Raw genomic sequence first — 19,014 nt, 5'->3', positions numbered from 1 at the left:
GTCGCGCGGCCGTCGAACGCGGAGATGCCGCGCCCTCCGAAGAGGACGCGGCATCTCTGGTGCAGCGTGGAGTCAGGCGCCGATCTTCTTGGCGTCGTCCGTGTTCAGCACACGGAACAGGACTGCGGCGACGACTGCGCCGACGACCGGAGCGAGGATGTAGAGCCACAGGTTGCTCCACGCGAACTGGCCGCTGATCGAGAGACCGAGCGCCACGGCCGGGTTGAAGCCGCCGCCCGAGATCCCGCCGACCGCCACTGCGCCGACGAAGACCGTGCCACCGATCGCGAGCCCGTAGAACGAGTTGCCGTCGGTGTCCTTCGACGTGGCGGTGTTCAGAACGGCCCACACGAGGGCGAGAGTGAACAGAGCCTCGACGAGGAAGGCAGGGCCGACCTCGATCTCCGTGGCCTTCTCGGCGGCGGGCCAGACGGCGAAGCTGACGAGTGCGGCAAGCGCGCCGCCCACGAACTGCGCCACCATGTACGCGACCAGGTCGATGGCGCTGAGACCGCCGCGGAGGAAGACGCCGACCGAGACCGCCGGGTTCAGGTGGGCGCCGGAGATGTGCCCGGTGCCGTAGATCAGAACCGCGAGGGCGAGGCCGATCGCGAGCGGCGTCAGCGGGCTGCCGCTGTTCACCGCGCCGATGATGCTGAGAACGAAGAGGAATGTGGCGATCGCTTCAGCGAGCGCCTTGCGTGCTGTCCCGGTCATGGGAGTGCTCTCTTTCTTGATGTCGAATGCGGTGAGCACTTCGACCGCCCGCGCACTCCGGCCGATGCACCCTCCATGGCGTCACCGAGAGTAGCGGCCCCGTATGCCGAATCGAGGGAGCCGCGCGGCGATCCTGTGAATCTCCTGAGCGAAATGCCCGGTCCCGATGGAGTCGGTCGCAGGAGTCAGGCATCCTCTGTCAAGCCCTTCGCCTGTCGCACCGCGCCCGCCTACCGTGGCCGGATGACCGATTCGCTGTCCGACGCCGAGCCTTCCACCCGCCTGCGCCGCGCCGTCACCGGCCCGCTGCTTTTCGCCTTCATCCTCGGCGACGTGCTCGGGGCCGGCATCTACGCGCTGATGGGCGTGCTGTCCGAGAAGGTCGGCGGCATGCTGTGGGCTCCGCTGGTCCTCGCGCTCCTCCTGGCCCTGCTCACCGCCGGCTCGTATGCGGAACTCGTGACGAAGTACCCGCGTGCGGGCGGCGCCTCGGTTTTCGCCGAGCGCGCGTTCCGCAGCCCGCTGGTGTCGTTCCTCGTCGGCTTCTGCATGCTGGCCGCCGGGGTCACGAGCGCGGCCGGGCTCGCGATCGCCTTCGCCGGCGACTACCTCGGCACCTTCTTCGACCTGCCCACCATCCCGGTCGCGATCGCGTTCCTCGCCCTCGTCGCCGCACTCAACGCTCGCGGCGTGCGCGAGTCCCTGGGCGCCAACCTCGTGATGACCGCGATCGAGCTGAGCGGCCTCGTGATCGTGATCGTCGTCGTGGCCGGGTTCTTCACCGCCGGCGGCGGCGACGCCTCACGCCTGATGCAGACGCCCGAGGGGACGCCCGCAGCCATAGCCGTTCTCGGCGGAGCGGTGATCGCGTACTACTCCTTCGTGGGCTTCGAGACATCGGCGAACATGATCGAGGAGGTCAGGAACCCTCGCAGGACCTACCCTCGCGCCCTGTTCGCCGCGCTGTTCACGGCGGGCGTCGTCTACCTGCTGGTCGGCCTCGCGAGTTCGATCGCGCTCCCTGCCGCAGAGCTGCAGGAGTCCAGCGGACCGCTGCTCGCGGTGGTCGAGGCGACCGGCGTCAGCATCCCGTCGTGGCTGTTCAGCCTGATCGCCCTCGTCGCCGTCGCGAACGGCGCGCTGTTGACGATGATCATGACGAGCAGGCTGACCTACGGGATGGCCGAGCAGGGCCTGCTCCCCGATGCCCTGTCACGTGTGCTGCCCCGCCGGAAGACGCCCTGGGTGGCGATCCTCGTCACCACAGCCGCCGCCATGCTGCTCACCCTGATCGGCGATCTCGCGACCCTCGCCGAGACGGTCGTGCTGCTCCTGCTCTTCGTCTTCCTCAGTGCGAACGTGTCGGTCCTCGTGCTGCGGCGGGATCGCGTCGAGCACGACCACTTCCGCATCTGGACGCCGATCCCGGTGCTCGGCATCGCCTCGTGCATCCTGCTGCTCACCCAGCAGCGGCCCGTCGTCTGGCTGTACGGAGCAGGTCTGCTCGCGATCGGCATCGTGCTCCACCTGCTTGCCCGCTGGCGGCGCTCGCGCTCCGCCGTGCCACCTGCGCCTACAGCCATCCGTTCTTCTTGAACACGAGATACAGCCCGCCGCCCATCGCGATCATGAGTCCGATGGCCATGGGGTAGCCGAAGACCCAGTCGAGCTCGGGCATGTTCCGGAAGTTCATGCCGTAGATGCCCGCGACGAGGGTCGGTGCGAACAGGATCGCTGCCCAGCCGGAGATCTTCTTGACCTCGTCGTTCTGACGGATGCTCAGCTCCGTCATCCGCTGCATCTCCGCGTTCTGACGACGGGCGACGATCGTCGACTCGACCGTGAGCGCGTTGTCGAGCAGCGTGCGGAAAGTCGTCGCCCTGTCGGCGATCCGGAGCGCATGATCGAGCACGTCGCGCAGGTACTTCTGCAGTTCGTCATCGACGGCGTACTTCTCGGAACCGCGCAGCAGCGACTCCAGCATCCCGGCCAGCGGCTGTGTCGCACGCTGGAAGTCGATGACCTCGCGGCTCAGCTCGTAGATGCGCTGAGTCGCATCGGTGTCCTCTTCGAAGAGCTGGCTCTCGATCTCGTCGATGTCGTTCTCGAGCCCCGCGAGCACAGGCGAGTACTCGTCCACGACCTCGTCGACGATCGCGTACAGCACCGCCTCGGGTCCTCGACGCAGCAGCGCCGCATCGCCCTCGAGCCGACGGCGCACCCGCCCCAGATCAGGGGCCTCGGCGTGGCGGATCGTCACGACGAAGTCCGGTCCGACGATCACGTGCACTTCGCCGAACTCGACCTCTTCGACGTCGTCGAGGTAGCGTGCGGGGCGGAGCACCATGAAGAGGATGTTGCCGTAGCGCTCGAGCTTCGAACGCTGGTGGCCCGTGAGGGCGTCTTCGACGACCAGCTCGTGCACGCCGAACTCGTCTGCCACCGCCCTGATCTCTTCTTCGCTCGGCCGGTACAGCCCGATCCAGCTCATCCCGCCGCGATCGCGCATGCACTCGAACGTCTCGTTCAGGCTCTGCGGATTCGCGGTGCGCACGCCGTCGACGTAGATCGCGTTGTCGACGATGCTCATCGCAGGGCCCGAGCGGGAAGGCGGATCATTCCGCCGGAGCGACGCACGGGATCGCGGCGTCGGTGATCGCCTGGTTGTACTGCTCGGCCGTGAACGGCAGCCCGAACTCGGGCGCCGTCTGCCCTGACGCGGCCGGGGCCTTCGACGCGATCGCTGCCAGCTCCCAGGCCAGGAACTGGGCGAAGGTCGCGCCTGCCGTCGAGTCGTTCAGCACGACGGCGACCGTGAACCCGGTCGCCGGGTCGGAGTACGCCGCGGTCGCGTACCCGGGCGTCCACCCCTGCTGCCCGATCATGGATCCGGCCAGGAACCCGCCCCCGGCGGCCTGGAACCACGACGGAGCACCGTCGTAGGGGGGTAGCGGCGCGTCGAAGCGGGCGGGCTTCTCGTCCTTGCCCCGTAGCGCCTGCGCGGCCTCGGCTTGCGCGTACCGGCCGAGATCGTCGATCGTCGACACGACGCCCGAATCGGTGTATCCGGTGCTGGACGACAGCTCGGTGATGTCGACGGGTGCGGCGCAGTTGTACCCGCCCTCGACCGCCGAGAGGTAGTGCCCGTTCATGACGGACCCGCTCGACGGCGCAGCGGCCGCCGGCGCGGGCAGAGACGTGCCGGACAATCCGAGCGGGCCGGTGACGTACGTCGCGATCAGTTCTGACGCGGTGAGCTTCGATGCGCGCTCGAGTGCAAGACCGAGCATGAGGTAGCCGGCATCCGAATCCCGATACGTGGTGTGCGCCGCCGTGCGGGCCTGGCCGAGGCCGTAGGACGCGAGTTCGAGCGGAGCCCACTCGCGGGCGGGGGTGTTCAGCCACGCGCCCTTCACCGTGGCCTCCGACGATCCGATCCCGCTCGTGCCGTTGCACAGGTCGAGCAGGGTGACGCCGTCCATGGCGGCGGCGCCTGAGACGTAGTCCTCCACGGGCGCGTCGAGCTTCACAGTGCCCTCATCGGCCAGAGCGTAGAGAACGTCGCAGGTCATCAGTCGTGTCACGTCGGCGATGCGGAACGACATGTCGGTGCTGAGTTCGCCGCCTTCACCGCCCGGCTTCTGCGTGCCGACCCCGGTCACCCAGGTTCCGCTCCACGGCACCCACACGCCCACGATCGCTCCCGAGGCGCCGGAGGCGGTCAGCGCGTGAGACACGGCATCCTGCATGGCGGTGACGGTGTCGTCGGGCAGCGAGCCGTCGACCTGAGCGGGGGGTTCGTAGGTGAAGGTGTCGCCGGCGGCGCAGCCGGTGAGCAGGAGGCTGAGCGCAACGACGCCGGCCGCGGCTGCGCGCACGCGGCGCGACGAGAGAAGCTGCATGAAAGGGGACCCCCGGAAGACGTGTCTGCAAAGTCTAGAACGCGGATGCTGAAAACCAGCATCGCGAGACGGCTTAGGGTGAGGTTCGTGACCCACCACTTCGATTCCGATGTCGTCTCCGCCGTCCTGCGCCATATGAACGGCGACCACACCGACGACAATCTGCTGATCGTCCGTGCGTTCGCAACCGAGACGCATGGCGACATCACGGAAGCCGTGATGACCGGCTTCGACGGCGACGGCGGCGTCTGGACGTACACCCGAGACGGCGCGGCATCCGAGCTCCGCGTCCCCTGGCCCGGGGGTCCGATCACCGAGCGTCCGGCCGTGCGACGCGAGGTCGTCGCGATCTACGACCTCGCGTGCGAGCGCCTCGGCGTACCGGCTCGCCCTCACGCCTAGAAATAAGGTTAGGTAACCCTTACACTGAACCCATGTCCGAGATCCTCTCCTTCTCCGCAGCCCTTCGCGAGCGCTCCTCCGGTTCGCACTCCCAGAGCGAAGGCGCGGGCTTCATGTCCGACCTGCTCAAGGGCGAGGGCTCGCGCGAGGACTACATCTCGCTGGTCGCGCAGCACTACTTCATCTACGAGGCTCTCGAGAGCGCAGGCGAGCGGATGCGGGCGGATGCCGTTGCCTCGGTCTTCCTGAGCGACAAGCTCACTCGCCTGCCCGCCCTCGAGGCCGACCTCGAGTTCCTACTCGGCCCCGACTGGCGCGAGCGGATCGCCCCGCTGCCCACCACGCAGCGTTATGTCGAGCGCATCCGCCAGGTCGGCGCGACCTGGGCCGGCGGTTTCGTCGCGCACCACTACACCCGCTATCTCGGCGATCTGTCGGGCGGCATCTTCATCGGTCGTGTCATGGCCCGCCGGTTCGGCTTCGAGACCAACGGCATCGGCTTCTACCTGTTCGACGACATCGCCGACCCTGCCGCGTTCAAGGACGTCTACCGCGAGCAGCTCGACGCCGCCCCCTGGGACGACGCCGAGCGTGAGCGCGTGATCGCCGAGGTGCTCCTCGCCTACCGCTTCAACACCGAGCTGTTCGAAGACCTCGACCGGGCCCGCGCGGCCGCCTGAGGTTCGCTTTCGGTCGTTGAGCGAGGGTTGGCCGTTGAGCGAGCCGCAGGCGAGTCGAAACGCAGAGACGAAACGCCCCGTGCCGCTCAGGCCTTGGGCAGCTCGGGAGTCGACCTGGCCTCCCAGGCCTCGCGCATGAATCGGCGGACATCCTCGTCGACCTTGATGTCGCTCGGACGCAGAGCCCGTGACAGGTAGAGACCGTCGAGCGAGGTCAGCCGGCTGAGCGCAACGTAGGTCTGCCCCGGGGCGAACGCACCAGAGCCGAGGTCGATGATCGCGCGGTCGTATGTCTTGCCCTGCGACTTGTGGATCGTGACCGCCCACGCCAGCCGCAGCGGGAACTGCGTGAACTCGGCGACGACGTCGCGCGTGAGCTTCTTCGTGCTCGGCTCGTAGGAGTATCTGAAGCGCTCCCACACGGCCGGCTCGACGTCGACCTCCTCGCCGTCGATCTCGACGCGCACCTTGTCGCCGAGGATCCGGACGACGGTGCCGATCGTGCCGTTGACCCATCGCGGCGGCTCCCCCGACATCGCCGTGTCGTTGCGCAGGAACATCACCTGCGCTCCGACCTTGAGCTTCAGCTCGGACTCCGCCGGGAGTGCCGCCTCGCCGCGTCCGAAATCGCCGCTGACCTCGGCGCGCGCCGTCTGCTCCTTGCCGGGGAGCGCCGCGAGGTGCCGGCTGTTGATGCCGTTCACGATGTCGTTGCGGGTGGCGAGCGTGATCATGGGCACTTCGCCCGGCTCGGGGTCGGGGGGCGTTCTGGCGCCCTGTGTGTTCAGCACGCCGGCGATCTCGGCCGTCACCCGCCCGTAGCGCACGGCGTTCAGCATGGCCTTGAAGCCGTCATCGGCCTGGCGGTGGATCTGCACGAGTTCGCGCACGTGCAGATCGGCATGCGTGTCGACCGCGAACAGGCCGTCGCCCGACGCCCCCTCGCGCGGCCCGGCCCACACCTTCGCATCGAAGAACCAGAACGAGCGGTAGTGGTCTCGCACGTACGCCAGCTCGTCTCCGCGCGGTGGCACCGGGGCGAGCTGATACGGGTCGCCGAACATCACGATCTGCGCGCCGCCGAACGGAATGCCCCGCTTGCCGCGCGCCTGCCGGAGAGAGCGGTCGATGGCATCCATCAGATCTGCGCTGACCATCGAGATCTCGTCGATCACGAGCGTCTCGATCGCATTCAGGATGCGCCGCGTGTTGTCGTTCTGATCGATGTCGCTGTCGCCGATCAGGCCGATCGGCAGCCGGAACAGCGAGTGGATGGTCTGCCCCTCGACGTTCAGCGCCGCCACGCCGGTGGGTGCGCAGATCGCGATCTGCTTCTTCGTGTTCCACGCGAAATGCTGCAGCAGCGTGGACTTGCCCGTGCCCGCCCGTCCGGTGACGAACACGTGCTCGCTGGTGTCCTCGATGAGCCGGAACAGCTCGTGCTGCTCGTCGGACAGGGCGGGAAAGGACACGGCTCACTCACGAAGGAAGGACGGATGCAGGGCGCTCCCCATGGTACGTGGCATGACCGCCGCGCGGCGTCACCCTCGGCGTCGTCCCAGGCCGCGCTCATAGACTGGCGCCATGGACCACGCGGAGACGACGGCGCCTCGGCGCTCCCGTCTCGGCGCCGACCTGGCCATCCTCGCGCTGGTCGGCGTTCTGCTGATCGCCGCCGTGGGGGCAGGCATCTCGACGCTGTACACCTCGTACTACGGCCCGTCCGCGTTCGTCACGCGCTATCTCGATCTGCTCTCCGCCGGTCGTGCGGCCGACGCGCTGCGCATCCCCGGCGTCGCGATCGACAGCGCGACGCTCGAGGCGGCGGGCATCACCGGTTCCCCCTCGGAGGCGCTGCTGCGCGCCGCAGCGCTGGCGCCGCTCACGGACGTGGCGATCGTCTCCGAGAAGAGCGAGGGCACGCAGACCTCCGTCACGGTGGCGTACGAGGCGGGCGGTCACGCCGGGAAGACGACCTTCCAGGTCGAGCAGGACGGCTGGGCCGGCATCACGCCGAACTGGAGGTTCTCGACGAGCCCGCTCGCCGTCATCGATCTCACCGTGCGCGGGGCGGACCGGTTCTCCGTGAACGGCTTCGAGGTGCAGCGCGGACAGATCTCCGCGGCCGGGGCGGATGCCGCGCCACTCGATCCGCTGCCGATGCTCGTGTTCACGCCCGGGCTGTATGCGGTCTCGGTGGACACGGCGATCTCCACAGCATCCGGCACCGGCGTCCTCGCCGATACACCGCTCGCCACCACTCCCGTCGACGTGCAGACCACCCCCACCGACGACTTCGTCGCGGTCGTGCAGCAGCGCGTCGAGGAGTTCCTCACGCAGTGCGCGACCCAGGAAGTTCTCCAGCCGACGGCGTGCCCGTTCGGGCTCGAGGTGCGCAACCGGCTCGCGTCGCTGCCCGAATGGTCGATCACCGTGCAGCCGAAGGTGTCGGTGGCCCCCGACGGTGCGCAGTGGCAGATCCCTCCCGCCAGCGCGGTCGCTCACATCGAGGTCGAGATCAAATCGCTGTTCGACGGCAGCGTCGAATCGGTGTCCGAGGATGTGCCGTTCCAGGTCGACGGCACGATCACGATCCTCCCCGACGGATCCGCATCGATCAGGGTGGGCTCACCCGGAGATGCCGTCCCGCAGGACTGACGGCGACCCGCGTCAGCGACCTTCGCGCTCGGCCTGTCGCCGGTCGCGTTCGGCGATGCGCGCGAGCCTGGCGTTGTACTCCTCGAGCTCGGCGTCTCCCGTGCGATCGGCATGCCGGTCCCGGCGCTTCTGCAGCTTCGTGTCGCTGCGGCTCCACTGGATCGCGACCGTGATCGCGAGGATGAGGGTGGGGATCTCGCCGATCGACCACGCGATGCCGCCGCCGATGTACTGATCGGCCATCGGGTCGGGTCCCCAGGTGCGGCCCATCGAGCCGAACCAGTCGGCGACGAGGAGCCCGGACTGCATCATCATCGCGATGCCGAAGAACGCGTGCATGGCCATGACGGCGATGAGGGTGATCAGGCGACCGGGGTACGGGAGCCGGTAGGGCACGGGGTCGGCGCCGATCAGGCTCATCACGAACAGGTAGCCGGAGATCAGGAAGTGGATGACCATCCACTCGTGACCCAGGTGCTCGTACATCGACCAGCGCACCAGATCGGTGAAGTAGAACGCCCACAGCGACACGATGAAGATCGCCGCGGCGACGAAGGGGTGCGTGACGATGCGCGCGAAGGGCGAGTGCACGGCCCACATGATCCACTCGCGGCCGCCGCGGGTGCCGTCGTCGCGCTTGTGGATGGCCCGCAGTGCGAGCGTGATCGGAGATCCGGTGACGAGCAGCAGCGGGATCGCCATCGACAGCATCATGTGCCCGAGCATGTGCACGCTGAACAGGTACTCCTGATAGGCGTTGATGGGGCCGCCGGTCACCCACACGAGCATCAGCATGCCGAGCACCCAGAAGACCGTGCGGTGGATCGGCCAGCGGTCGCCCCGCAGCTGCAGGCGGCGGACGCCGGCGAGGTAGAAGAACACCCCGAAGCCTGCGGCGACGAGCCACAGGATGTCGATGTTCCACTGCGTGAACCAGCGGTCGATCGTGAACTCGGGCGGCAGCGCTGAGCCGGTCAGGTGCTCGGCCGGAGTGCGCACGAAGGCGGCTTCTGTGCCCGCGGGCGGCGGGGTGCGAGCCAGCGCGGCAGCCGCGCCGGAAGCCAGGCCCATGAGCCCCACCTCGCACAGCACGAGCAGCCAGAACCACCGAGCGGCACGGTCTCCCTCGAGCTTCGGAATCAGGCGGATGCGGTACCAGGCCCCGAGCACGCCCATCGCGCCGAGCAGCACGACCTTGGCGAGCACGATGATTCCGTAGGGGCTGAACACCGAGCCCCAGTCGCCGATCGCCACGATCGAGCGGGTGACGCCTGACACGGCGACGACGGTGAAGGCTGCGATCGCGAGAGTCGAGTACCGGCGGACGAGGTCGGCCACCGGCATCCGTCCGCGCACCAGCACGACCAGCAGCAGGCCGCCCAGCCACACTGCTGCGCCGACCGTGTGCAGAAGGATCGAGTTCACGGCCATGGTGTGACCGGACAGCTCGCCCGAGTGTCCCTGGGTGGCGAGCGGAACGAAGGATGCCGCGGCGAGCACGGCCGTGATGAGCGTCGCCGTCCAGCTGCGCCACGCGAAGGCGAGGATCGTGACGACCGCTCCGACGATGGTCGTGATGAGCCACGACTGGCCGAGGGGCAGGTTGAGCAGGAACTTGCCGAGCTGTGCGCCGAACAGCGGGTCGGCGCTGAGCTCAGGGGTGAACGCCGCCATGAAGGCGAAGAACCCGCTCACCCCTGACGCGACGGTGAACACGGCGGCGCTCACGGAGGCGGTGTTCAGCGCCAGATCGAACGAGCTGTCGCCGCTGCGGAGGGCGAACAGCGCCAGCACGAGTGAGCCGAGCATGCCTGCTGCGGACAGGTTCATGACGAGCTTCACCAGCGGCAGCGCCCACCGCACGAAAGGACCAGGGTCTCCCAGCAGCAGCGGGGCCGCCGCTCCGCCGTACATCATGGCGATCGTGACGGCCACGAGTCCGGCCGCCAGCAGGATGCCGATTCCGCCGAGACGGTACGCCGTCGTCGTGGTCTGGGCGGGGGAGGTCATCCCTCAAGCCTAAGCCGCGCTGGAGAGGCGTCCGACCGGCGCCCGGACGTACGAAGGCCGCCACCCCGAGGGGCGGCGGCCTTCGTGCGGAAGCGTCTTACTTGACGGCTGCCTTGAGCTTGGAACCAGCGGTCACCTTGACGCGCTTGCCGGCCGGGATCTTGATCTCGGCGCCGGTCTGCGGGTTGCGGCCCGTGCGGGCGGCGGTCGCGACCTGCTCGAACGAGATCCAGCCCGGGATCGAGACCTTGCTGCCCTTGGCGACGGCGTCGGAGACAGAGCCGAAGAGTGCGTCGAGGACACCGGAGACGGTGGCCTGGCTCTGGCCGGTGGCGGAAGCGATGCTCGCGACGAGCTCGGTCTTGGTGATGGACTTGTCAGCCATGTCATCCTCCAGCGACGAGGATCCCGTCGCATCGTTGTGTGAATCGGAGCGGATGCTCCTGGTCGAGTGACCGCCTTGAATGTACCAACCACCACCCACATTTCCGCGTCATTTCGCGGGTTTTGGGCTTTTTCAGGGCGTGTCGCGTCACTTTTGTCACTTCAGTCACAGGAATCGGGGTCTGGCGGGGCGCCGGATCGGGTCGGCACACGTCGCCCCGCGCTCCGGAGGAGAACTCCTGCTCGGGAGGAAGATCTCGGCGCAGAGCTCCTCCCGAGCGTGAGAAGTCCTCCCGAACGGAAGCGGTTGAGAGCTCGTGGGTGGCGCACGCCGTCGCGACGTTCGGTCGCGACCGCCTCACGCAGCCACGTGCAGCCGCTGCCCGATCGCGGCGAGGATCAACCGCAGGACGTCCGCCCAATGGTTCATGAGCTGGTCATAACTGATGCGGATTACGTGGTACCCGTGAAGAGTGAGCAGCGCGTCATGGGCGATGTCGCTGTCGCGCTGCGCTCCCACGTGATGGGCTCCGTCGATCTGCACGACGAGCCGATCGCCGATCACGAAATCGACGCGGTGGCCGAGGATCCACACTTGCGGCGTGATCGGCAGCCTCAGCCATTTCAGTCGAGCGTGGAGGATCGTCTCAGTTCCAGCATCCGCGAAGGGCCTCGCCTCTGCGAGCAGCCGTCGTGCCGCCGGCGGAAGCGGCGCCCGCTCCAACGCGCCAGGATCGATCTTCTTCTGTCGCAGGGCAGACTCCCACGTCGCGAGTGCGCTCTCGTACGGCTGGCATCTCGACAGGATGATCAGGGCGTTCTCGAGCGAGTCCTCGAGAGAGTCGGGATCTCGGGGCAACAGCGGACGGTTCCAATGGATCACGCCGCGCGAAACCGCCGCATGACCCGCGTTCGCGGGCGCTGCGACATGATGCATCGACGAGTCCAGCACCCACAGACCCTTCCGAGCGGCGAGAGTGACGCAACTGAGAACCACCCCGCGACGCGCGGCGGCGACGAGCATCGCGTCCGCTCCAGGGAGGGCGACCCATCCCCGCCGCACCAACATGATCACGCCCGACTCACGCGCCTGCCGGAGCGCGTGCACGGTCACTCCGTCACGGCGCAGGGCCTCGACCCTCGCCACTCCTCCGCGCTCGAGCAGCGCCTCCACCGCATCCATGCCTCGATCATGACGTTCCATCACATCCGCTCGGCATTCAGAACCCGCCACCAGTGGAGAGCCAGCATCGATTCTCGAGTTGTGCAGGGAGAGTGCGCCCCTTGCGCGCGCCCGCGACCATCGCGGTGGTAATCGCGGCGGCTCTGGAGGAGAACCCCGGCCCGGGCGGATGAATCCGCAGCAGACATCCTCCCGAACGGAAAAGTCCTCCCGAAAGGGAGCCTGCGTGCGATCTCCTTCCCAGCGGCCGGGTACGCGAAAGGGGCGAGGATCCGAAGACCCTCGCCCCTTTCAGGTTGCGATGCTTACCAGCTCGACTTGGTCACGCCGGGCAGCTCGCCACGGTGTGCCATGTCACGGAAGCGGACACGCGAGATGCCGAACTTCGTGAGGACACCGCGGGGGCGGCCGTCGATGACGTCGCGCGAACGCACGCGAGCAGGCGACGCGTTGCGCGGCAGCTTCTGCAGGCCGACGCGTGCGGCCTCGCGGGCCTCGTCGGTGGCGTTCGGGTCGACCAGGGTCTTCTTCAGCTCGGCGCGACGCTCGGCGTAACGCTCGACGATGACCTTGCGCTGCTCGTTGCGAGCGATCTTGCTCTTCTTAGCCATTGATCAACGCTCCTCTCGGAATTCGACGTGCTTGCGGACGACCGGGTCGTACTTCTTCAGCACGAGGCGGTCGGGGGTGTTGCGGCGGTTCTTCTTCGTCACGTAGGTGTAACCCGTGCCGGCGGTCGAACGCAGCTTGATGATCGGACGGATGTCCTGAGCCTTCTTGGCCATTAGAGCTTCACACCCTTCGCCTGGAGGTCCTTGACGACGTTCTCGATGCCGCGGACGTCGATCACCTTGATGCCCTTGGCGGACACGTTGAGCGTGATCTTACGACCGAGCGACGGAACGAAATAAGTCTTCTTCTGCACGTTCGGGTCGAAGCGGCGCTTCGTCCGGCGGTGCGAGTGCGAGACGTTGTGACCGAAGCCGGGAACAGCTCCTGTCACCTGGCACACTGCTGCCATGATGTGACTCCTTCTATACCGTGAGACCGGACGGCCTCACCCAAGATCCCTTGTCTGCGCGCTACCCACGACCCGCCGCCCTTCGACAAGCTCAGGGACCGATGAATAGGGGAAGCACACGAACTGCGCACAGGAGTGTGCGCAGACAAGGAGTCAGTTTAGCACGGATGCGGTCTGCCACCGGTCCGTCCAGGATGGAGGCATGAACTGGACCGGCGTGCGCGCCACCACCGCAGTCTCCGCGTTCCTCCTCGGCCTTCTTCTCGGCGCCTTCGCTCCTGCTCTCCTCCCTCTGCCCGGCAGCTTCGCGACGGTCTATTTCGGGGTGCTCCTGATCCCGCTGCCGCTGTGCGTGATGCTGATCGTGACCGCTGTCCTCTTCGGACGCGTCAGAGAGAACGGAGCCGTGACGATCGCCGCCCGCGCAGAGGGCATCGCGAGCGGGACCCTGCGATCGGAGACGACATCGGCGCTCGTCTGGCGAGTGCCGATGCTCGCACGCACGGGGCCGGTCGGCACGATGCTGCAGAGTCCGACCGTCGCGCCGGCTCGACTGGTTCAGTTCCGCGTACTCCCCGCGAACTCGACGGCCCGCCTGGCCCACGCCCTGGTTCCGGTGCACATCACCCTGGCGAAGGGCATGCCTGCCGCACTGTTGCTCGATCGCGCCCACCCCGACCTCGCTCTGCTCGACGACCGCGCCACTCCGGAGACGCTCGCAGCGGTGAACGCCGACCCTCGCTGGACCACCACGAAGTTCCCGAGCGCGTTCGCACACCAGGGCGGCAGAGAGCTGCTGATCGGCCTCGCCGCCGGGTTCGTCACCGCGGTGATCATCGCCCTGATCCTGAACGCCGCGTACTGACCTCGCCGGAGCTCGCACCCACCCCGAGCTATCCGGGGCTCTGGCGCGATTCGGCCTGAGCCAGCTGCGCCCCGCGCCCCCACCGGAACGGCGAGACCGTGGGGTCGCCGTCGATCCAGAAGCGCCAGGGGAAGGCGTCGGTCCCCGCCACCCCGGCGACCCCGACACGGGGCCCGCTGGCGATCTCGACCGAGGCATCGGGCAGCCAGAGTTCGGCCACGGCACCGTTCAGCTCGGCGCCGATGATCGCATCGATCCCATCGTGCCGCGGATGCTGCAGCCCTGAGGCCTGGCCGAATCGCCCGGGTCCGCGCGCCAGATCGCGTCGAGCGGCGGCGGTCAGAGGCAGAGCCGCCCTGCGGCGGCGGGCCGCCGCATCCGCCCCCTCGATCACCTCGCCTGCTCGCAGCAGCACACCGCCCGCGACCCCTTCGGGTCCGCACACGACATTGATGCACGAGTGGATGCCGTGGCTCAGGTACACGTACAGGTGGCCCGGTTCGCCCCACATCGTGGCGTTCCGCGCGGTGCGCCCCATACGGGCGTGCGACCCGGGATCAGGAGTGGGGCCGGTGCCCTGTCCGTGATACGCCTCGACCTCGGTGATGCGCAGGCGCACCTCTGCCGCGTCGACGACGGTGCGCAGGTCCGCTCCGAGCAGCCGCGGCGCGGCCTCGAGAGGCAGCGGAGTGAAATCGTCGCGGGTCGCTCGGCGCATCAGTAGTGCGGGGCGGTCGCGCACCACGACGAATCGAATCCGGTCAGCGCGACCAGCTCCTTGCCGGTGCGCAGGTCGAGCAGGTGCGTCTCGACGTTCTCGGGCAGCGGCAGCAGCATCTGGTCGTAGGCGTTCTTTGCGAGGTCGGGAGCGATCGCCACGGCGGCGTACTGTCCGCTCGGCGATGCGCACGCCTGCAGGATCGAGTCGGTCGATCCGACCTCGACGATCGAGGTCGCCGTGCCCGCGTCATCCACCCGGATGATCGCCTGTCCGTTCGGATAGCCGGTCGCGTCGACCGACACGACGTGTCGCAGGGTGCCACCGGGGAAGGGCACGATCGTGATCGCGCTGCCGTAGTCGGGGTTGGATGCTGCGAGCGGCTGCTCCGAACCGTCGGCGAGGTTCAGCTCGACCACGCTGCCGTCGACGCGCTCCACGACCGCGGTGTACGTCCCGCGGGAGATGCCCTGGATGTTGGCGGCCAGCCCCAGGGACTGCACGCCCGCGTCGGTCGAGTGGTCGATGAGCGAGAGCGCGCCGTTGAAGTCGATGAACAGCATCGCCGCCGAGTCGGGGACGAACTGCCACACCAGGATGCTCGTCTGCTCACCGCCGACTTCGGCGATCTTCGGCTTGTCGCCGCCGGAGAGCGACTGCGTCACGAGCACGCTCGCCCGGCCCTCGTCTTCGCTGATCTCCTTGTCGGAGTACGTGTAGCCGACCAGTCCCCCACGTTCGGAGACCTGGATCGATCCGATGTAGCCCTTGCCCGGAAGCTTCAGCTCTCGCGGGTTCTTGCCGTCGCGGTCCATCACGTAGAGCTTGGAGAGGTCGTCGTCTTCCACCGAGACGACGAGCTTCGTCGACGTCGCGCGGAAGTCGTCGATCTTGTCGTGGCTGTACACCGGCACCGCGTTCTCACCGCTGAGATCCGTGAGGAAGATGGTGTCCTTGCCGGAGACGTCACGGCGCAGGATGAACATCGAGGATGCGGGCGTCGTGAAATGAGCCTTCAGGGTCGCGCTCGGCCCGCCGCCCGTCGACTCGACGTCGGCCACCGTGATCGCGTACTTCGTCGAGTCGTCGAGGGGCACGGTGAAGCGGATGCCGATGCCCCGCCCTGCCGCGTCGACAGTGAAGGGCACGGCAGGCTCGACGGTCACCTGCGAGGCGTCGATCGCCGACAGCGCCTGGTTCGCGGTGAGGATCACGCGGCTGCCGCTCGACTCGATCGCCTCGGCTGGCGCGACCTGGACGTTCGTGATGCGCGGGCCCTGGGTGAGGCTCACGAATCCGAGAGCTGCGCCGACCACGACGAGGACGCCGAGGACGGCGGTGAGGGCGAGCAGGAAACGGCGGGAGGGGGTGCGGGCTTGCGACACCGACGCGGCGGCCTGCTCGGTCGTTGAGCGAGGGGGTTCCTCGCTCGACGGGCGGGCGGTCGGCTCCTCGGTGGTTGAGCGAGCGGCGCGAGACGAAACATCCTCATCCGACGTCGATGCAGGAGACGCGCGCTTCGCCTCGTCACTGCGCTCCTCTCTCGACGAGCGGGGGGCGTTCTCGTCCGACGGGTGAGCGGGTGATTCCTCGGCCAAGGGGCGGAACGGATCCCTGATCGTCGACCGGACGGGACGCGGCGACCGGTCAGGGGCTGGTGCTGCGGCCTCTCGCGCGGCCGCCTCGGCTGCGGCGGCGGCTTCGACCATGGCGGCACGCATCGCCGCTTCGCGCTCGGCGGCGGGGTCGACGGACCGTCCGCCGGCAGCCGAACCGCCTGCTACGGATGCGGCCGACTCCGACGTCACGCTCGTTCCGCCGTCCGCTCCGGGGGTCGACGCGCCAGATCGGGGGATCGATTCGTGATTCCGTCCGACATCTGGCGTGTCGACCCCTGAAGCGTCTTCGGCGGCCGACTCCGACACCGGTTCGGATGCAGCGGCCTCGGCACCAGCCGCGGCCTCGCGCGCGGCGCGCAGTTCAGCGCGTGTGCGCGGGACGACGGGGACCTCGGGCTTCTCGTCGTCAGTACTCATACGGATCCCCCGGCTCGTCGATGGCCTCGACCGTGGTCGGGTCCACGTGCAGAGCGCCGTCGGCATCCGCCTTCACGGTTCCAGTGACCTTGACCCACTGACCGGTCTTGTACTCGCCGGCGTCGATCGTCACTGGCACGTTCGCGGGCTGCGCGTCGATCACGCAGTGCGTGATCACGAGGCGGGTCAGGTCGACCCCGCCGTCGCCCGGCGTGATGAACCCGGTCAACGTCACGGTCGTGCCGTCGTACGACGCCGTGTTGGTCGCGGTGGCGAAGACGCTGGCCCAGTCGCCCACGCCGAAAGTGGAGGTGTCGGCCTTGCCGAGGGTCACGTCATCCGCACCCGCGAACAGCGCCGCAGACTCACCCGCACGCGACATCGCGAGCTCGACCGACAGCGACGCCGGCGGCAGCACCAGCGCGGCGACCACGACTCCTGAGGCGATCACGCCGCCGGCGACGGTCGCGGTCGTGGCGAACACGCCCGACTCCGCATGCTCGTGACCGTGGTCGTGTCCCTCTTCGGCCCCGAGCGGCAGGGTGCACGACCAGATCGCCCCGACCAGCGTCACGACGGCCGCGGCGCACGCGAACCAGACCGACTCGGGGCTGATGTAGAGCGTGAGTCTTCCGGTGAGGCCGAGACCGAGGGTGACGACCGACAGCACCGTCGCGAGGCCGATGCCCAGCCAGCGGGAGCCGAGGGAACGCGTGCGCTCAGACAAAGACGTTCACCCCGATCCCGATCGCGAAGGCGGCGAGCACCACGACGCCGACGATGCCCGCCAGCACACGCGTGGTGAAGGTCGTGCGCATGAGCGCGAGCATCTTCACGTCGACCAGGGGGCCGACGAGCAGGAACGCCACCAGCGCTCCCGACGAGAAGGTCGACGCGAAGGACAGGGCGAAGAAGGCGTCGACGTTCGAGCAGATCGCAACCGTCATCGCGAGGGCCATCATGGCCACGATCGACAGCACGGGGTTCGAGCCGATGGCGAGCAGCACGTCACGCGGGATCAGCACCTGCACGGCTCCGGCGAGCGCGGAGCCGATCACGAGGGCCGGCATCACGGCCCGCAGCTCGACGAGGAACTGCGTGAGGCTGCGGCGCACGGGCGTGCCGGGCTCGTGCGTCACCCGCTCGCAGGTGTCGACGAAGCGCTGCGTGAGCAGGGCGTCGGGCGAGGGATGCCGGCTGTAGATCCAGCCGATGAGGTTCGCGATCAGGTAGCCGCCGACCAGGCGGGCGACGAGGATGCCGTCGTCGAATCCGAATGCGGCGTGAGTGGTGAGGATCACGATCGGATTCACGATCGGCGCCGCGATGAGGAACGTCAGCGCCTCGGCGGGCGCGAGCCCGCGCATCATCAGCCCGCGGGCGAAGGGCACGTTGCCGCACTCGCAGACCGGGATCAGCATCCCGAGCAGCGACAGCACCGCTCTACGCGCCCAGGCGCGCTTCGGCAGCCAGCGGTGGATCACATCGGCAGGCAGCCACACCTGCACCACGATCGACAGCAGCACACCCAGCACGACGAAGGGCAGCGCCTCGATCAGCACGCTCATGGCGAGAGTCAGGCCGTCCTGCGCGCGGTGCGGGAGGGATGCGGTGTACAGGGTCGGGACGAACCGGTCGATCAGGAACAGCGCCGCGACGATGGCCGCGCCCAGCGCGACGCCTATCCACGGCGACCGGCGGGGGCGATCACCCGGACGGTGGCTCCCTGAGCCTCCCCCATGGGCCCCCGAGCCTGTCGAAGGGTGCGAGTGGCCGGCATGGTCCGCAGCCGACGCCCGCGTCGTCGCCGATGTCACGCGACGGGTTCCTCAGGCGGACGCTGAGCCTCGGCATCGCGCTTCGCGGTGCACGCGGCGCACAGTCCGAAGATGTCGACGACGTGCGCAGCATCCGTGAATCCGTGCTGCGCCGCCGTGCGATGCGCCCAGTGCTCGACGTCCTTCGCCTCGATCTCGACGGTCAGCCCGCACGATCGGCAGATGAGGTGGTGGTGGTGGCCCTGCGTGCTGCAGGCGCGGTAGAGGGCTTCGCCCTCGGGGCTCTGTAGCGAATCGGCGTCGCCCGATGCGGCGAGTCCTGCGAGCGCGCGATACACCGTCGCCAGGCCGATGCCGGTGTTGTCGTCGCGGAGTCCCGCATGCAGGGTCTGCGCGCTCACGAATCCATGGGCGTCGGCGAGCGCTTCGCGCACGCGTTCGCGCTGCCAGGTGTTCCGCTGAGCCATGTCTCGAGTCTAATCGCCGGGGTTCTCCGTGGGCTGGGAGGTTCTGCCACCGCCCTCACCTGACTGCTCACGCCGCGAATGCACGGGATGCCGCCGAGCGCACGGGTCGTTCACGTCGACAGGCCGTGCACTCGACACGATGCCGTGCACCCGGCGCTGGCGGGGCCGCGCGGGGGCGGGCGCGACTCAGGGG

Annotated in this window: 20 protein-coding genes; 5 read left to right on the top strand and 15 right to left on the bottom strand. The window is 68.5% G+C overall.

What is annotated here, in order from left to right:
- Positions 1–72: 72 nt before the first annotated feature.
- On the bottom strand, positions 73–717 hold the full coding sequence (locus tag ACI3KT_RS13105) for an MIP/aquaporin family protein (protein ID WP_404904676.1): 645 nt from the start codon (positions 715–717) through the stop codon (positions 73–75).
- Positions 718–960: 243 nt separating this feature from the next.
- Between ACI3KT_RS13105 and ACI3KT_RS13100 the strand changes: the two genes are divergently transcribed.
- On the top strand, positions 961–2,313 hold the full coding sequence (locus ACI3KT_RS13100; protein WP_404904673.1) for an APC family permease: 1,353 nt from the start codon (positions 961–963) through the stop codon (positions 2,311–2,313).
- Here ACI3KT_RS13100 and corA read toward each other — a convergent pair.
- Both corA and ACI3KT_RS13090 read right to left on the bottom strand, forming a co-directional pair.
- Complete coding sequence (corA, locus tag ACI3KT_RS13095; protein WP_404904671.1) at positions 2,291–3,307, bottom strand: magnesium/cobalt transporter CorA; 1,017 nt, start codon at positions 3,305–3,307, stop codon at positions 2,291–2,293. The two genes, ACI3KT_RS13100 and corA, sit on opposite strands and share 23 nt — an antisense overlap.
- Positions 3,308–3,332: 25 nt before the next feature.
- Positions 3,333–4,619, bottom strand: coding sequence for a serine hydrolase domain-containing protein (locus tag ACI3KT_RS13090; protein ID WP_292904709.1), 1,287 nt, complete (start codon positions 4,617–4,619; stop codon positions 3,333–3,335).
- 87 nt (positions 4,620–4,706) lie between these two features.
- On the opposite strand from ACI3KT_RS13090, the gene ACI3KT_RS13085 reads away from it, so the two are divergent.
- Together ACI3KT_RS13085 and ACI3KT_RS13080 are read left to right on the top strand one after the other, a co-directional pair.
- A complete protein-coding gene (locus ACI3KT_RS13085; protein ID WP_404904669.1) occupies positions 4,707–5,021 on the top strand; it encodes a DUF2470 domain-containing protein in 315 nt (104 codons plus the stop codon).
- 32 nt (positions 5,022–5,053) lie between these two features.
- Positions 5,054–5,701, top strand: coding sequence for a heme oxygenase (biliverdin-producing) (locus ACI3KT_RS13080; protein WP_292904705.1), 648 nt, complete (start codon positions 5,054–5,056; stop codon positions 5,699–5,701).
- An 86-nt stretch (positions 5,702–5,787) separates the two neighbouring features.
- Here ACI3KT_RS13080 and ACI3KT_RS13075 read toward each other — a convergent pair whose 3' ends face one another.
- Positions 5,788–7,173 (bottom strand): ATP-dependent RecD-like DNA helicase, encoded by a 1,386-nt coding sequence (locus ACI3KT_RS13075; protein ID WP_307292681.1) that lies wholly within the window; start codon positions 7,171–7,173, stop codon positions 5,788–5,790.
- 112 nt (positions 7,174–7,285) lie between these two features.
- Here ACI3KT_RS13075 and ACI3KT_RS13070 point away from each other — a divergent pair, with 112 nt between their 5' ends.
- Positions 7,286–8,359 carry a hypothetical protein gene (locus ACI3KT_RS13070; RefSeq protein WP_404904667.1) on the top strand — a complete coding sequence of 358 codons (1,074 nt, stop codon included), beginning with the start codon at positions 7,286–7,288 and terminating at the stop codon, positions 8,357–8,359.
- A 12-nt stretch (positions 8,360–8,371) separates the two neighbouring features.
- On the opposite strand, the gene ACI3KT_RS13065 is transcribed toward ACI3KT_RS13070, so the two are convergent.
- The 6 genes from ACI3KT_RS13065 to rpmB form a co-directional block, all read right to left on the bottom strand.
- On the bottom strand, positions 8,372–10,369 hold the full coding sequence (locus ACI3KT_RS13065; RefSeq protein ID WP_404904665.1) for a cytochrome c oxidase assembly protein: 1,998 nt from the start codon (positions 10,367–10,369) through the stop codon (positions 8,372–8,374).
- Between the two features lie 97 nt (positions 10,370–10,466).
- Complete coding sequence (locus ACI3KT_RS13060; RefSeq protein ID WP_045257248.1) at positions 10,467–10,754, bottom strand: HU family DNA-binding protein; 288 nt, start codon at positions 10,752–10,754, stop codon at positions 10,467–10,469.
- Between the two features lie 357 nt (positions 10,755–11,111).
- On the bottom strand, positions 11,112–11,936 hold the full coding sequence (locus tag ACI3KT_RS13055; RefSeq protein WP_404904664.1) for an endonuclease domain-containing protein: 825 nt from the start codon (positions 11,934–11,936) through the stop codon (positions 11,112–11,114).
- 305 nt (positions 11,937–12,241) lie between these two features.
- On the bottom strand, positions 12,242–12,547 hold the full coding sequence (rpsN, locus tag ACI3KT_RS13050) for a 30S ribosomal protein S14 (protein WP_017829734.1): 306 nt from the start codon (positions 12,545–12,547) through the stop codon (positions 12,242–12,244).
- A 3-nt stretch (positions 12,548–12,550) separates the two neighbouring features.
- Positions 12,551–12,721 carry a 50S ribosomal protein L33 gene (rpmG, locus tag ACI3KT_RS13045; RefSeq protein ID WP_045250846.1) on the bottom strand — a complete coding sequence of 57 codons (171 nt, stop codon included), beginning with the start codon at positions 12,719–12,721 and terminating at the stop codon, positions 12,551–12,553.
- Positions 12,721–12,957 (bottom strand): 50S ribosomal protein L28, encoded by a 237-nt coding sequence (gene rpmB, locus ACI3KT_RS13040; RefSeq protein WP_017203559.1) that lies wholly within the window; start codon positions 12,955–12,957, stop codon positions 12,721–12,723. The genes rpmG and rpmB overlap by 1 nt, the downstream gene beginning before the upstream one ends.
- Before the next feature lie 202 nt (positions 12,958–13,159).
- On the opposite strand from rpmB, the gene ACI3KT_RS13035 reads away from it, so the two are divergent.
- A complete protein-coding gene (locus ACI3KT_RS13035) occupies positions 13,160–13,822 on the top strand; it encodes a hypothetical protein (protein WP_404904663.1) in 663 nt (220 codons plus the stop codon).
- Between the two features lie 28 nt (positions 13,823–13,850).
- On the opposite strand, the gene ACI3KT_RS13030 is transcribed toward ACI3KT_RS13035, so the two are convergent.
- Genes ACI3KT_RS13030 through ACI3KT_RS13010 form a run of 5 tightly spaced genes read right to left on the bottom strand, consistent with a single transcriptional unit; the run spans position 13,851 to position 18,821 of the window.
- Entirely contained in the window at positions 13,851–14,540 is a 690-nt protein-coding gene (locus ACI3KT_RS13030; protein ID WP_404904924.1) for a DNA-3-methyladenine glycosylase, read from the bottom strand.
- The gene (locus ACI3KT_RS13025; protein ID WP_404904661.1) at positions 14,540–16,576 is read right to left on the bottom strand and encodes a hypothetical protein; all 2,037 of its coding nucleotides are present in this window, start codon (positions 16,574–16,576) and stop codon (positions 14,540–14,542) included. The genes ACI3KT_RS13030 and ACI3KT_RS13025 overlap by 1 nt, the downstream gene beginning before the upstream one ends.
- Positions 16,566–17,303, bottom strand: coding sequence for a TIGR03943 family putative permease subunit (locus ACI3KT_RS13020; protein ID WP_292904688.1), 738 nt, complete (start codon positions 17,301–17,303; stop codon positions 16,566–16,568). Before ACI3KT_RS13020 ends, ACI3KT_RS13025 begins: the two co-directional genes overlap by 11 nt.
- Positions 17,296–18,393 (bottom strand): permease, encoded by a 1,098-nt coding sequence (locus tag ACI3KT_RS13015; protein WP_307292773.1) that lies wholly within the window; start codon positions 18,391–18,393, stop codon positions 17,296–17,298. Before ACI3KT_RS13015 ends, ACI3KT_RS13020 begins: the two co-directional genes overlap by 8 nt.
- Positions 18,390–18,821 carry a Fur family transcriptional regulator gene (locus ACI3KT_RS13010; protein ID WP_292904684.1) on the bottom strand — a complete coding sequence of 144 codons (432 nt, stop codon included), beginning with the start codon at positions 18,819–18,821 and terminating at the stop codon, positions 18,390–18,392. The genes ACI3KT_RS13015 and ACI3KT_RS13010 overlap by 4 nt, the downstream gene beginning before the upstream one ends.
- Positions 18,822–19,014: the final 193 nt, after the last annotated feature.

The sequence above is a fragment of the Microbacterium sp. ZW T6_19 genome (assembly GCF_044987465.1).
GTDB classification, from domain to species: Bacteria; Actinomycetota; Actinomycetes; order Actinomycetales; family Microbacteriaceae; genus Microbacterium; species Microbacterium natoriense_A.
This window is presented reverse-complemented; position numbering and strand designations above follow the sequence as displayed.

What these genes read in the sequence shown, in the direction of transcription:
- ACI3KT_RS13105 (WP_404904676.1), bottom strand. Translation starts at nt 717, where the DNA reads ATGACCGGGACAGCACGCAAGGCGCTCGCTGAAGCGATCGCCACATTC.
- ACI3KT_RS13100 (WP_404904673.1), top strand. Translation starts at nt 961, where the DNA reads ATGACCGATTCGCTGTCCGACGCCGAGCCTTCCACCCGCCTGCGCCGC.
- corA (WP_404904671.1), bottom strand. Translation starts at nt 3,307, where the DNA reads ATGAGCATCGTCGACAACGCGATCTACGTCGACGGCGTGCGCACCGCG.
- ACI3KT_RS13090 (WP_292904709.1), bottom strand. Translation starts at nt 4,619, where the DNA reads ATGCAGCTTCTCTCGTCGCGCCGCGTGCGCGCAGCCGCGGCCGGCGTC.
- ACI3KT_RS13080 (WP_292904705.1), top strand. Translation starts at nt 5,054, where the DNA reads ATGTCCGAGATCCTCTCCTTCTCCGCAGCCCTTCGCGAGCGCTCCTCC.
- ACI3KT_RS13070 (WP_404904667.1), top strand. Translation starts at nt 7,286, where the DNA reads ATGGACCACGCGGAGACGACGGCGCCTCGGCGCTCCCGTCTCGGCGCC.
- ACI3KT_RS13065 (WP_404904665.1), bottom strand. Translation starts at nt 10,369, where the DNA reads ATGACCTCCCCCGCCCAGACCACGACGACGGCGTACCGTCTCGGCGGA.
- ACI3KT_RS13060 (WP_045257248.1), bottom strand. Translation starts at nt 10,754, where the DNA reads ATGGCTGACAAGTCCATCACCAAGACCGAGCTCGTCGCGAGCATCGCT.
- ACI3KT_RS13055 (WP_404904664.1), bottom strand. Translation starts at nt 11,936, where the DNA reads ATGGATGCGGTGGAGGCGCTGCTCGAGCGCGGAGGAGTGGCGAGGGTC.
- rpsN (WP_017829734.1), bottom strand. Translation starts at nt 12,547, where the DNA reads ATGGCTAAGAAGAGCAAGATCGCTCGCAACGAGCAGCGCAAGGTCATC.
- rpmG (WP_045250846.1), bottom strand. Translation starts at nt 12,721, where the DNA reads ATGGCCAAGAAGGCTCAGGACATCCGTCCGATCATCAAGCTGCGTTCG.
- rpmB (WP_017203559.1), bottom strand. Translation starts at nt 12,957, where the DNA reads ATGGCAGCAGTGTGCCAGGTGACAGGAGCTGTTCCCGGCTTCGGTCAC.
- ACI3KT_RS13035 (WP_404904663.1), top strand. Translation starts at nt 13,160, where the DNA reads ATGAACTGGACCGGCGTGCGCGCCACCACCGCAGTCTCCGCGTTCCTC.
- ACI3KT_RS13030 (WP_404904924.1), bottom strand. Translation starts at nt 14,540, where the DNA reads ATGCGCCGAGCGACCCGCGACGATTTCACTCCGCTGCCTCTCGAGGCC.
- ACI3KT_RS13025 (WP_404904661.1), bottom strand. Translation starts at nt 16,576, where the DNA reads ATGAGTACTGACGACGAGAAGCCCGAGGTCCCCGTCGTCCCGCGCACA.
- ACI3KT_RS13010 (WP_292904684.1), bottom strand. Translation starts at nt 18,821, where the DNA reads ATGGCTCAGCGGAACACCTGGCAGCGCGAACGCGTGCGCGAAGCGCTC.